The sequence below is a fragment of the Sutcliffiella rhizosphaerae genome (assembly GCF_917563925.1).
GTDB classification, from domain to species: Bacteria; Bacillota; Bacilli; order Bacillales; family Bacillaceae_I; genus Sutcliffiella_A; species Sutcliffiella_A rhizosphaerae.
This window is the reverse complement of the sequence record NZ_CAKJTJ010000021.1, coordinates 17379-29481: the sequence shown is the minus strand read 5'-3', so window position 1 is coordinate 29481 and position 12103 is coordinate 17379. Positions and strand designations below refer to the sequence as shown.

Annotated in this window: 15 protein-coding genes; 6 read left to right on the top strand and 9 right to left on the bottom strand. The window is 36.6% G+C overall.

The annotated features are described in order from the left end of the window. Window positions 1-2: 2 nt before the first annotated feature. From ytkD to LRP81_RS16020, 3 genes are all read right to left on the bottom strand, one after another. Entirely contained in the window at window positions 3-479 is a 477-nt protein-coding gene (gene ytkD / locus LRP81_RS16030; RefSeq protein WP_230502883.1) for an RNA deprotection pyrophosphohydrolase, read from the bottom strand. 104 nt (window positions 480-583) lie between these two features. Beyond that, on the bottom strand, window positions 584-913 hold the full coding sequence (locus tag LRP81_RS16025) for a hydrolase (RefSeq protein ID WP_399207902.1): 330 nt from the start codon (window positions 911-913) through the stop codon (window positions 584-586). 68 nt (window positions 914-981) lie between these two features. Then, window positions 982-1377, bottom strand: coding sequence for a phage holin family protein (locus LRP81_RS16020; RefSeq protein ID WP_230502879.1), 396 nt, complete (start codon window positions 1375-1377; stop codon window positions 982-984). A gap of 151 nt (window positions 1378-1528) precedes the next feature. Between LRP81_RS16020 and LRP81_RS16015 the strand changes: the two genes are divergently transcribed. Further along, window positions 1529-1762: a hypothetical protein gene (locus LRP81_RS16015; protein ID WP_230502877.1), complete on the top strand. Its 234-nt coding sequence runs from the start codon at window positions 1529-1531 to the stop codon at window positions 1760-1762. A 175-nt stretch (window positions 1763-1937) separates the two neighbouring features. Here the strand turns inward: LRP81_RS16015 and LRP81_RS16010 are convergent, their stop codons facing one another. Continuing rightward, entirely contained in the window at window positions 1938-2378 is a 441-nt protein-coding gene (locus LRP81_RS16010; protein ID WP_230502875.1) for a Dps family protein, read from the bottom strand. A 151-nt stretch (window positions 2379-2529) separates the two neighbouring features. Here LRP81_RS16010 and ytzI point away from each other — a divergent pair, with 151 nt between their 5' ends. Next, complete coding sequence (gene ytzI / locus LRP81_RS16005) at window positions 2530-2691, top strand: YtzI protein (RefSeq protein ID WP_230502873.1); 162 nt, start codon at window positions 2530-2532, stop codon at window positions 2689-2691. Window positions 2692-2853: 162 nt separating this feature from the next. Here the strand turns inward: ytzI and LRP81_RS16000 are convergent, their stop codons facing one another. The 3 genes from LRP81_RS16000 to LRP81_RS15990 all read right to left on the bottom strand — a co-directional run bounded on the left by LRP81_RS16000 (window position 2854) and on the right by LRP81_RS15990 (window position 5574). After that, window positions 2854-3852: a TIGR03943 family putative permease subunit gene (locus LRP81_RS16000; protein WP_230502871.1), complete on the bottom strand. Its 999-nt coding sequence runs from the start codon at window positions 3850-3852 to the stop codon at window positions 2854-2856. Window positions 3853-3869: 17 nt separating this feature from the next. Next, the gene (locus LRP81_RS15995; RefSeq protein ID WP_230502869.1) at window positions 3870-4877 is read right to left on the bottom strand and encodes a permease; all 1008 of its coding nucleotides are present in this window, start codon (window positions 4875-4877) and stop codon (window positions 3870-3872) included. Between the two features lie 223 nt (window positions 4878-5100). Beyond that, on the bottom strand, window positions 5101-5574 hold the full coding sequence (locus LRP81_RS15990; RefSeq protein WP_230502867.1) for an S-ribosylhomocysteine lyase: 474 nt from the start codon (window positions 5572-5574) through the stop codon (window positions 5101-5103). A 140-nt stretch (window positions 5575-5714) separates the two neighbouring features. On the opposite strand from LRP81_RS15990, the gene yidD reads away from it, so the two are divergent. Then, window positions 5715-5936, top strand: a complete 222-nt coding sequence (gene yidD / locus LRP81_RS15985; RefSeq protein WP_230502865.1) for a membrane protein insertion efficiency factor YidD — start codon at window positions 5715-5717, stop codon at window positions 5934-5936. Between the two features lie 5 nt (window positions 5937-5941). Here yidD and LRP81_RS15980 read toward each other — a convergent pair whose 3' ends face one another. Next, the gene (locus tag LRP81_RS15980) at window positions 5942-6505 is read right to left on the bottom strand and encodes a beta-class carbonic anhydrase (protein WP_230502863.1); all 564 of its coding nucleotides are present in this window, start codon (window positions 6503-6505) and stop codon (window positions 5942-5944) included. 166 nt (window positions 6506-6671) lie between these two features. Between LRP81_RS15980 and LRP81_RS15975 the strand changes: the two genes are divergently transcribed. Together LRP81_RS15975 and LRP81_RS15970 are read left to right on the top strand one after the other, a co-directional pair. Continuing rightward, window positions 6672-7856, top strand: coding sequence for a GTP-binding protein (locus tag LRP81_RS15975; protein ID WP_230502861.1), 1185 nt, complete (start codon window positions 6672-6674; stop codon window positions 7854-7856). 102 nt (window positions 7857-7958) lie between these two features. Then, complete coding sequence (locus tag LRP81_RS15970) at window positions 7959-9047, top strand: metal ABC transporter solute-binding protein, Zn/Mn family (protein ID WP_230502859.1); 1089 nt, start codon at window positions 7959-7961, stop codon at window positions 9045-9047. A 518-nt stretch (window positions 9048-9565) separates the two neighbouring features. On the opposite strand, the gene LRP81_RS15965 is transcribed toward LRP81_RS15970, so the two are convergent. Beyond that, complete coding sequence (locus tag LRP81_RS15965) at window positions 9566-10525, bottom strand: CobW family GTP-binding protein (RefSeq protein ID WP_230502857.1); 960 nt, start codon at window positions 10523-10525, stop codon at window positions 9566-9568. A gap of 218 nt (window positions 10526-10743) precedes the next feature. Here LRP81_RS15965 and LRP81_RS15960 point away from each other — a divergent pair, with 218 nt between their 5' ends. After that, the gene (locus LRP81_RS15960; RefSeq protein ID WP_230502855.1) at window positions 10744-12096 is read left to right on the top strand and encodes a cytochrome ubiquinol oxidase subunit I; all 1353 of its coding nucleotides are present in this window, start codon (window positions 10744-10746) and stop codon (window positions 12094-12096) included. Window positions 12097-12103: the final 7 nt, after the last annotated feature.

Sequence of the window (12103 nt, the reverse complement as noted above, 5' to 3'; positions counted from 1 at the left end):
TCCTACTTACTTTCAGAGCTCCTTCTTATTTTCTCTACGCAATAAGTTAAAACATCATCCTTCATGATGAAACTAAATCGATTGTCTTTCTGAATATTATTTGGCAGTTTCTTTAACAGAACAGGTCCATTCGTTTCAAAGTATGTACTCTGTTTTTCCAGTCTGTCAATGACGGCAAAATAAACATTTTTAATAATGACTTTATCTCTTCCTTCTACTTTATATTGACCTATGTACTCTAAATTAGAAACATGTCCACCAGTTTCTTCTCTCACTTCTCTGACAGCACCTTGTTGAGCAGTTTCTCCTGGTTCAACTTTTCCACCTGGAAATTCCAGTCCTCGATTTTTGTGACTTGTAAGCAGCCATTGATCTTGATAATAACAAATAACCCACACATGTTTGGGTTCTTTGGAAAAAGGATGGTCTTCAAAAGATAAAATTACGCGATTATGATAAATATCTTCAAACTCATGCATACTATCGAAACTCCAATATCTCTTTTTTCTTATTTATCTTATCATAGTAGCGTCGAAAATGTGAGAGCCAAGTACCCTAAAGAGACCATCCTGTCAAAATTTGTTTATTCTACTATGTCATCCATCAGTCCTTGTTCTCTAATATGGGCTTTTGTTTCTTCGTCACCTAATTCATATATCATCTTAAAGACCTGTTGAAGTCCATTGTCATATGCATCATTTTCCCTGTCAAAATGATACTGAAGGAAAGGAATATGTGCTCTCCAAAAACCTTGCCAATCAGAAGAATAATTTTGATCGAATATCTCTCTTAGTTGAGTGATCTCCTCATCTGTTGCTTGAATTTGATAGTCCCAAGAAGATGCTGTTCGGTTTTGTGAGATGGATCCTTCTGTAAGTGAAATATAATACGTTTTTCGTTCCATTTTTCCCACCCTTTCAAAGTATCTTCTCTTATTTTCACTCAAATCCTCTGCATTATTCTTCCGTTATGGCAGTGTAATTAGTTTGATTTCTTTTTTAATGCTTCTATGACCTTTTTTAAAACGGCTGGTATCGGAACACCTAATCTTGTGGCATTTTCAGTAATAGATATGAATTCATTTACTAAATAAAATAAAATGGTTATATCTTTAATCATATTCGTTCCCATTATTGTATCCAGAACATGGGCAATACTGACAAGAGCAAAAATAAACACTTTTTGCGCAATTCCACGAAAACCTACTCGGCTAGACAGTTTCCCTTCTACTAACGCAGCCATTATACCAGTAAAATAATCAACTACAACGAACACTACTAAAAACATAAAGAGTGTAGTATAACCACCAAACAATAAAGATGTTAAAGTGCCTAAAAATGATAAAGAGCCATAATAAAAGAACTGGTACTTGTCCATATATGCTATACCCCCAAAAATATTACCATGTATCTCTTTACTAGCATAATATGCAAAATACTAGTATTTGGTTACGAGTTTATAGCAATCCTTTGCATGAACAGAAAAATATAGCAAAAGCTAACTATAATTATGGGAGGAGAATATAAAAATGAACTCAATTGAAGGCTTTGTAAAGCAGTATTATAAAAGATTTATTAGAGAAGATGAGGATATCGATGCTGTTGCCTTCTCTATCGTAAACGATTTTACAAGAGAGCAATGCTTGGAATTATTACAGGAGTTATCAAATGAAGAATTGAGAGGACTTGTTGCAGTATTAGTCATGGAGCAAGTAAAAGATTTGTTAACTAATGGAGATGACTCCGGAAAATTACTCCACTAATTAAATTATGCGCAGCCCGAAAAATATTGCCATATACTTTTATAGTAGAGATGACGATTTTTCTAAATAACTGTTTTAGCTGATTATTGGAGCAAATGGCAAGAGGGAAACACAATGTACATAATAGGGACTGCCAGAAGAAAGCATCCTCTTTCTGGACAGCCCTACTTTATTTTTATTTTCCTAAAAATGCACGTAACATCCAGTTGTGTTTTTCCACACTTTGATGAATTGCAAGCAACATGTCGCCTGTCGTCTCATCACCTGCTTCCTCTGCTACCTGCATTCCATCTTTTAATTCTTCTATTAGGATGGAAAAATCCTCTGCAATGGAATGTACCATTTGTTCTGCAGTTTCTTTTCCTTCCGCTTCTTTTATAGTGGCAATCTCAAGAATTTCCTTCATCGTGCCAACAGGTGTTCCATCAATTGCAAGTAATCGTTCCGCAAGTTCATCAATATGGGTGGCTGCTTCACCGTATAGTTCTTCGAATTTCTCATGTAATGTGAAGAATTCTGGACCTTTTACGAACCAGTGATAATTATGTAATTTAATGAAAAGTACACTCCAATTTGCTACTTGTTTATTAACTGCTTCTGTTAAATGTTTTGACATATTGCAACATCCTCCTTATAGTTATCCATTCCTTTATACCACTGTTAGTTTTCCCTCAAACATAACACTTATCCTAAAAGGTTAGTTCTTCTAGGCCCATTAATGGTAAAATAAGAGTAGCTATTTTAAATAAAGGAGTTTAACACCCATTATGTTCAAGATTATGATTATTTGTATTATCATCGTTTTTGTCGTACTAATTTTAACTCTTTTAACTACGAATAAAGCGTATAAATACGAACACACAATAGACCCCCTCGAACCAAATGAAAATGAGGATCAAACAAATAAAAAGGATGATACTCATGCATAATGAAACGATTTATTAAGGGATTTAGGGCTTCATCCACCTAAATAAAACCCTACTTTCATCACTTACATGACATTTCAAATAAGAACTTAATAAAAATGCAAAAAACCCCAAGAATGATAAACATTCTTGGGGTTAATATTAGTTTTAAAAATTTCAATAGCTCTAATAATATTCATATATATAAGGAGAATCTGGCTGTTCTACCTTCTCTAACGTGTCTACATGAATATATGGGAGGAAAAAGTTATTGTATTGGGTGGTCGATACCGTCCCACTTATTTTTACCCACTCATCATTCTTTAGTTCATCTGCACCAATCATATTGGACAAGGTCCCATATACACTTGCATCAGCGACACAGCAAGACAATCCAAAACGTGCTACCACAAACTGATCCTTTGTAAAATCTTCTTCCCGATAGACAAAACCAATCATTTCAATTCGTTTTCCTTCAAATTCATCCATGTGGACATCAAGAATGTTCATCATCGGAATATATCTCTCATCGTCTACTATTATTGTATCCATTTTCAACATTTCAGCCTTTATTTCTTCATAATATCCTTCAGGTGGATCCATTAGTTCAAAGCCTTCAGGATGTTCCAAAGGGGCATCTGCTAATTTTTCATCAATGGTTGGCCCATCTTCTGAATCCTGTTCGTCCATATATTTTTCTGGATCCTCTAGATAAGCTTCTGCTCTAGACGTACTAGATTCTCCTGGATTTGTACTATTCTCGGTAGATCCATCAAATGCACCTGCCTGTTGACGTTCTTCCACAATTTGTTTCGAGCTAGTAAATCCACGCTTATCAATGATAGAGCTATCTAGTACATTATCTGGGAACATAAACCCGGTCATAATAGGAATGACAAATATAGAATAAATTAATATAGATTTAATAGGGGTGGAAGAATCACCATGATCAAATCCACAATTACAAACTAATTCCTCTTGATTTTTAGAACCACTTCGCCAAATTTGAATGATTCCCAGAATAAACAAAGTTGCAGCTGCAAAATACATAAAAGGCATCATTCGCGGGGCGATAAAGTTTGTAATGTTCCCAGTTACTAACAATTTGAAAAACAGTAGGGTAAATCCAAGAAGGATAATTCCACGCAAATAGATATGGAATCCAAAGTCTCTTGTTTTTTCCATCTATCATCATCCTCTCGTTACAGCACAAGCTGTTGGAAAATAAGTATACTCGCAAAGACGACAATTGTGACAACTGCCATAAATACAAGGACAAATTTAGTTCTAAAAAAAGCAAACATCATAACGGTATTTTTCAAATCTAACATTGGACCATAAATTAAGAAAGCTAACAGTGAACCTGTAGTAAAAGTAGATCCAAAGGAAGCGGCAACAAAAGCATCAGCTTCCGAACAAAGTGAAAGTACATAGGCAAAAGCCATCATGACCGCAGGGGATAACACTTCATTTTGTCCAAGTGCTATTAGAATGCTTCGATCTAAGAAGGTTTGAAACAAACTCGCAATAAAGGCACCCGCAATCAAGTATTTACCCATTACAAAAAACTCATCACTAGCATGATAAAAGGTTGCTTTCCATTTGTTCTGTATGACTGGTTGCTCAAGCATTGGATCTTGTTTCCCTTGAAGTTCACTTTTGGTCCAGCGCAGTTGATTTTTGTTATCAAACAAAAGGAGCATTAAGAATCCAATAACAATACTTAAAACAAATGCCAATCCAAATCTACCATATAAAATAGTAGGATCCCCGTTAAAAGCATAATATGTAGATGCGACGACTACTGGGTTCAATATCGGTGCTCCTACTAATAGAACTACTCCAACATGAACTGGAAGCCCCTTTTTTATTAGTCTGCGAACGACTGGAATGATTGCACATTCACAAACAGGAAAAATGACTCCAAGAACGGCAGCAGGGATAATTGCCGCAATAGCATTTTTGGGCAGAAACTTCTTAATTGTCTCCTCCGAAACAAATGTCTGAATTAGTGCAGAAGCAAACACTCCAAGTAGTATAAAAGGAACAGCTTCTATTACGATGCTGAGAAAAATAGTATTTACATTTAACCAAGAGCCTGGAATATTTAAAGAAAGATCTTTAAAGTCAATAAAAAAGAACAGATACAAAAAGACTCCAATCAATGCAAGTCCTATTAAATCCTTAAAAAGACTATTTCTGGTCCTCATTCTAGTTCTCCTATCTTCATTTCTTTTAGTATTATAACATACGAATCTAGCAAAGATTTTTTTCTATTGCTAGGATTATATGTCTATCTTTTAAATATATGATAGGGTAATTAAAAAAGAGTAAGAAGATTGGAGCTGACGCTTTTCTAACTTCAAAAGTATCATTAAAAAGTAAAAAAGACTGACCCTAGTTCACATAAACTAAAGGCCAGCCCTTTTACTATCAACCAAATACTTTTTTCAAGTCTTCTTTATCTTGTTCTAGCCAAAAACGCATTAAACGCTTCGCTCCTTCAAGATCATGAAGTTTCGCTTGACCACACTGTTTTTCATTTGCAGCGGGAATTTCTTCAATCTGTACAGCATCCTTTAACGTATCTTCCATCAAATCCACAATCTCATCAACTGTAGGTTCACCACTTACAACTAAATAGTACCCAGTCTGACAACCCATAGGTGAAATATCGATAATATCAAAATGATTGTACTTTTCAGCATGTGTTCGGATATTGAATGCAAGTAAATGTTCTAGTGTATGAATGGCATCCGGCTTCATTGCCTGTTTATTTGGCTGACAAAAACGGATATCATATTTATTAACAACACCATCTGTTCCGACTTTGTGAACTCCACAATGACGAACATAAGGAGCTTTTACTGCATTATGGTCTAATTCAAAACTTTCAACTGAAGGCATAATTGCACTCTCCCTTATTTATAAGTTATAAATATTATAGCACATTTTTAATTCCAATTAAATTTATCTGATTTATGCGTTTTCTTTATTTTTTGTTCCTTCCTACCTATATCTATTATAATTTACATGAGGTGACCAAAGTGAAGTATGTTTTTTTAGGAATCATTCGTTTCTACCGAAGATTCATATCCCCTTTGACTCCTCCAACCTGCCGCTTCTACCCAACGTGCTCACAATACGGACTTGAAGCAATAAGCAGATTCGGAGCAATTAAAGGTGGGTGGCTTACGATAAAAAGAATAGGAAAATGCCACCCGTTTCATCCAGGTGGCATCGATCATGTTCCAGAAAAGAAAAAATAGATAGATTAATTTTCGTAACCATTTGTTACTAAATCCAATTTTCCTGTGTGCGGATCAATAACAAGGCCATGCACAGGAATCCCTTTTGGCATTAGGGGATGTTTCACAATCATATCCACACTTTCGCGGACACTTTCCTCCACACTATCGAATCCTTTTAAAAATCCTCTAACATCAATTCCCGCATACTTTAGATCATCGATTGTCTCTTTCTTAATCCCTCTTGCTTCCATTTTTTCACGAATGCTATCGAAATTAACTTTTCCCATACCACAATCGTGATGACCCACCACAGCAACCTCATCTGCATTTAATTCATACACTGCAACAAGAATACTTCTCATAATACTGCCAAAAGGATGAGAGACAATTGCACCAGCATTTTTTACAATTTTCATATCCCCATGCTTCATATTCATAGCCTTGTGCAACAATTCCATTAATCTGGTATCCATACAAGATAAAACTACCAGTTTTTTATCTGGGAATTTTGTGGTTTGGTATTGTTTGTATTCCTCTTTTTCAACAAAATCCAAATTATGTTCCAAAATTTGTTCTAGTAGCCTCATCAAATTACCTCTCTCTTTATATAGATTATTATCCACCTTTCCAATATGACAAAGTTAATCCAAATTGACAATATTTTAGTATTGTTTTCTTTTTGAGATTTTAGTATTATTATTTTTATAAATCGTAAACATTACGTTTTATGAAATGAAAAGGAGATGAAAACTGTTGGAAAAAAGAATTCCTGTGACTGTATTAAGTGGTTACTTAGGAGCTGGAAAAACCACATTGCTAAATCATATTTTAGCGAACAGAGATGGATTAAAGGTTGCAGTGATTGTTAATGATATGAGTGAAATCAATATCGATGCTGCTCTTATTGAGCAAGGAGGATTTTCAAGAACAGAAGAGAAACTGGTAGAATTGCAAAATGGTTGTATCTGCTGCACACTTCGGGAAGACTTAATAAAGGAAGTTGAGCGCCTCGTAGACGGAGGAAATATCGATTATATCATAATTGAATCTTCTGGAATAAGTGAGCCCATTCCTGTTGCACAAACATTTACATATCTAGATGAAGAATTTAATATCGATCTTAGTAAAAAATGCAGATTAGATGCCATGATTACAGTTGTAGATGGCTACCGTTTTTATGATGATTACGAATCGGGAGAAAGCCTTCTAGACCGTAAACAAGGAACAGATGAACTGGACACTCGTGAAATAGCCGATCTATTAATCGATCAAATAGAATTTGCTAATATCATCCTGCTAAACAAAATTGATTTACTTGAATCTCTATATGTTTCAGAATTGAAGGCATTGTTACGAAAACTAAATCCAGATGCAACCATTATCCCCACTAAAAATGGTGAGGTAAAACTTAATCACATTCTAAATACTAAGCTATTTGACTTTGAAAAAGCTAGTCAAGCTGCTGGCTGGATAAAAGAGCTTAATGAAGAACATATACCGGAAACAGAGGAATATGGCATCACTTCATTTGTATACCGAAGCCGTAAGCCATTTCATCCAGAGCGTTTCATGAATTGGTTAGAAAATTTTCCGGAAGATGTCATTCGCTCAAAAGGCTTTTTCTGGTTAGCATCCAGAAATCATATGGCAGGCTTACTATCTCAAGCAGGAGCTTCTATCATCGTTCAGGGGGCAGGGGAATGGGTTGCAAGCTATATAGAGCAGGACAAAATACAAGCGTTAAAAGACGAACCAGAGCTCCTTCAAAAATGGGATGAAACATTTGGGGACAGGATGACCGAACTTGTTTTCATAGGTATTGAACTTGATCAGAACCTATTAATACATTCATTGAATACTTGTCTTCTATCGGATCAAGAAATGAAAAAGGACTGGTCAAAGTTCCATGACCCCATGCCTGCTTTTGTAGCCGAATAAAACATATAAGTTTTTTATGATTTTATAAATAATATTTTTTAGTTCTCAAATCGTAATAATTACGATATAATATGTTGGGATCAAAATTGAGAGGAGTTCACCATGAAAGTAAAATCTATTTTAGTCATACTATTACTTACTACTTTTACATTTCTTGTTGGATGTAATTCTAATAATAAAGCCTCTGATGGCAACGAAAAATTAATTATCTACACTACCATTTTCCCTTTGGAGGATTTCGCTCATAAAATAGGAGCTGACCATATTGACATTAAATCGGTTCTTCCTCCTGGAGCAGATGCTCATACGTATGAACCTTCTACTAGAACGATGAGTGAAATGGCCTCAGCTAATGCCTTTATTTATACAGGAGTTGGCGTGGAAGGATTTGCAGATAAAGCAAAAGATGTACTGAAAAATGAAGATGTAACCATTGTAGCTGCAGGACACGGCATTGAGTTACGTGGTGAAGATGAACACGACCATGCGGACGAGGCTCATGATGACCATGAACACGATCATGCGGACGAGGCTCATGACGACCATGAACACGATCATGCGGACAATGCTCATGATGACCATGAACACGATCATGCGGACGAGGCTCATGACGACCATGAACACGATCATGCGGACAATTCACATGATGATCACGACCACGACCACTCTGACGGTGACCCTCACGTATGGCTAGATCCAACACTATCCATAAAGCTAGCGGAGAATATTAAAGATGCTCTTATTGAGCTAAAGCCTGATGCAAAAGAGGATTTTGAAGCAAACTTTGAATCGTTAAAAAATGAGCTTGAAAAGTTAGATGGAGAATATAAAGAGATTTTTGAAACAGCTCAAACAAATAAGCTACTAGTCTCACATGCGGCTTACGGATATTGGGAAAGTCGCTATGGGTTGGATCAAATCAGTGTGACCGGTCTTTCACCAACACAAGAACCTTCCCAAAAACAGTTAACAGAAATTATTGCTACTGCTAAGGAAAACAATATAAAATATGTTATTTTTGATCAGAACATTACTGGAAAAATAGCAGAAGTTGTACAAAATGAAATAGGTGCAGAAGCACTTGTACTTCATAATTTAGAGGCTCTTACAGATGAAGATGTCCAAAACGATGAAGATTACTTTAGTTTAATGCGTCAAAACCTTGAAATCTTGAAAAAGGCTCTGAATTAGTTCAAAGAGGCAGTCCCATGGATTGCCTCTTTTATTTGTTCAAATATTTCAACCTTTGGTGGTATGCTCCTCGTAAAACTAATAATGGGAGCACCCAATCCTTGCGAGGTAAATCCAAAACCTTTAGTGGTGACTCCAAAACCTTTCGAGATTCATGCAAATTCTTATGCATGTGAATCCTTCAATTGTTCAAAAAAACACTCCAAACTGGAGTGTTTCAGACTGTTGACAAACCCAAATTATTTGTAGATGTTTAATTGTTGATCTTCGTTGCAGACGCTTCGCTTTCCGCGGGCGGTCCGGGAACCTCCTAGGGCTTTGCCTGCGGGGGTTTCCCATGTCCCTTCCTCCCGCAGGACAAGGAAGGCTTCGATAGCGATTCATCGCACGATGAAAATGTGGTAGCATTTTCGAGGAGTCTTCGCGTCTTTCACTACGATCAACATAGAAATCGCTTAACTTAAGAAAAGTACCTTTGTCTGCACACTGAAACACCCCAAACTGGAGTGTTTTTATCATTACTTTAATGCCTCTCGAAACTTTGCTACCTTTTTTTCATCGATTTCTTTACCTATCAATATGATGGAAGGCTTATACTCTTTGTTCTCACTATCTTCTATTTTATTTAACACCAATGTGGAAGCTGCATATTGAAACTCATATAAACCAGGCGTTTCTTCTAACAAAACAATCCCTTTTGATCTAATTACTTGTTTGGAAAGTTTTTTCAGCTCAGACTCCAATACCACTGTGTTTATAGGCTCTATCATATTTATTTTTACTGCTTCAATATGATGGTGATGATGGTGATGCTCCCCATCATGATGTATCTCACCAGCGCCCTCTTCTTCTACTTCCACCACATGCATTCGCTTTTCCAAAAGAATCTCCAGTGGGACTGCTCCAAAGCTAGTTCGGTAAACAGGCACATGGTCTTCAAGTTGATCGGCTAGCTTCGATTCTACTTTTATCAACTCTTTTTCTGAAATAAGATCCATTTTGTTTAAAACAAGTAAGTGCGCAGATGTTACCTGTTCCTTTAAAAGACCTCTAATTTCTTTTGAGCTACTAAAGAAACTTTGATATTCCAAGTAGTGACTAGCGTCTACCAAACTTATCATGGATTGCAACTCAAAATGTTGCATATATGCTGGTGTCAGCAAGACTTCCTTAATCTCCAGTGGGTTTGCTACACCTGTTCCTTCAATGATCAACACATCAATTTCTTGCCCTATATATTGATCTAAAGTAGTTTTTAAGTCTTCCTGAATGGTACAGCAAATACAACCATTTAACAGTTCAACTATTTTTTCTCCTTTAAAAAGATGATCCTCGACATTTTCATCTCCTAATTCGTTCAAGATAATTCCAGGAATCTTCTTTTGTTGCTTAAAATGCTCAAGCATATTTAGCAGCACTGTTGTTTTTCCGCTTCCTAAAAATCCGCTAATAACATATACTGGTACCTTTTTAGTCATATGTACACTCCTATCAAAAAAATTCACCTGTTGTATTTTCATATACCCATTATACAGTTGCTTCAAGAAAGAAAAAAACATAACTATAAATCGTAATTGTTACGTTTTAATTTTAAATGGTAGTTTGTATGATTTCAAGAAATTCGATCACGATGCATATTTGATGGAAAAAAGTGGACTATATACATATATATTCTTGCTTGAAGGGACGTTTTTGGATGGGTGATGTAGTCATTGCGCGGTCTTTATTTGGAACGACGATGGGATTTCATATTATTTTTGCCACGTTAGGTGTCGGAATTCCTTTAATGATTTTGATTGCGGAATTAATGTACCAAAAGACTAATAACAGAGATTATGCCATTATGGCTAAAAGATGGACGAAAGCAAAAGCTGTGCTATTAGGTGTGGCCATTCCTACAGGTACGATTGCAGGAGTTCAGCTGTCGCTTTTATGGCCTGGCTTTATGGAAGTCATCGGAAAAGTAATGGCACTTCCTTTCCAAATCGAAATTTATGCTTTTTTTGTTGAAGCACTTTTCATTTCGATTTATGTTTATGCCGCTGATCGCATTTCACCTTGGATGAGGATTTTGAGTGTCACATTAGTCACCATTGGGGCTGCTGCCTCAGCAGTATTAATTACAAATGTTCATGCATTTGAGGGAACGCCGGCAGGATTCAGAATCGAAAACGGGGAGATTGTGGATGTCGATCCATGGGCAGCCTTTTTTAATCCAAGCTTTGTCGTTACTGCAGGGCATGTTGCCGTTTCTGCATTTATGACAGGTGCGTTTGTCATTGCTTCTGTTGCGGCTTATAAAATGCTCCGTAATAGGGGAAACAAACGGATTTTTCAATTCCATCGCAAAGCATTAATGATGGGGCTGATAGTTGGGGGTATATTCTCTTTTATGACTGCACTTAATGGACATGAATCTGCCCAGCAGTTACATCAGTTCCAGCCTGAAAAACTTGCTGCGGCCGAAGGACTTTTTAAAACTCAATCGCATGCACCACTAGCTATCGGTGGGTTTACTGATCGTGAAACACAAGAAGTGAAATGGGGCCTTGAGATTCCATGGGCGTTAAGCTTTCTCGCTGATGATCGTTTCGATACCGTCGTAGTAGGCTTAAATGATTTTCCAGAAGAATACTGGCCACCATTATTTGTACATACCCTATTTAACGGGATGGTTGGAATCGGTTCATTTCTCATTCTCTTATCCTTCCTCGGATTTCTTTGGAGTAAAATTCTAAAAAGACCTACCTTTCCTACCTGGTTGATGTGGCTATTTGTAGCAGGAGGACCACTGGCAATGCTAGCGATAGAATTTGGATGGATATTTGCTTGTACTGGAAGGCAGCCTTGGGTTATTTACCGAGTCATGCTAACTGCAGATGCGGTGACAGGTAATCAAAATTTAGCGCTATTATTTTTTGCCTTTGCTGCTATTTATGTTCTTCTTGGTATAGCTGTAGTGCTTGTGTTGCGCTATTACTTTAAGCGACATCCACTTGAAGATGAATGGAAAGAATCCGACTCTACGACTAATGGGATTCACGCTTAGGGAGGCT

Coding starts and splice junctions, on each gene's coding strand:
- LRP81_RS15990 (WP_230502867.1), bottom strand. CDS start 5,574: ATGCCTTCAGTTGAAAGTTTTGAATTAGACCATAATGCAGTAAAAGCT.
- ytkD (WP_230502883.1), bottom strand. CDS start 479: ATGCATGAGTTTGAAGATATTTATCATAATCGCGTAATTTTATCTTTT.
- LRP81_RS15995 (WP_230502869.1), bottom strand. CDS start 4,877: ATGAGGACCAGAAATAGTCTTTTTAAGGATTTAATAGGACTTGCATTG.
- ytzI (WP_230502873.1), top strand. CDS start 2,530: ATGTTCAAGATTATGATTATTTGTATTATCATCGTTTTTGTCGTACTA.
- LRP81_RS15965 (WP_230502857.1), bottom strand. CDS start 10,525: ATGACTAAAAAGGTACCAGTATATGTTATTAGCGGATTTTTAGGAAGC.
- LRP81_RS16010 (WP_230502875.1), bottom strand. CDS start 2,378: ATGTCAAAACATTTAACAGAAGCAGTTAATAAACAAGTAGCAAATTGG.
- LRP81_RS15970 (WP_230502859.1), top strand. CDS start 7,959: ATGAAAGTAAAATCTATTTTAGTCATACTATTACTTACTACTTTTACA.
- LRP81_RS15960 (WP_230502855.1), top strand. CDS start 10,744: ATGGGTGATGTAGTCATTGCGCGGTCTTTATTTGGAACGACGATGGGA.
- LRP81_RS15980 (WP_230502863.1), bottom strand. CDS start 6,505: ATGAGGCTACTAGAACAAATTTTGGAACATAATTTGGATTTTGTTGAA.
- LRP81_RS16020 (WP_230502879.1), bottom strand. CDS start 1,377: ATGGACAAGTACCAGTTCTTTTATTATGGCTCTTTATCATTTTTAGGC.
- LRP81_RS16015 (WP_230502877.1), top strand. CDS start 1,529: ATGAACTCAATTGAAGGCTTTGTAAAGCAGTATTATAAAAGATTTATT.
- LRP81_RS16000 (WP_230502871.1), bottom strand. CDS start 3,852: ATGGAAAAAACAAGAGACTTTGGATTCCATATCTATTTGCGTGGAATT.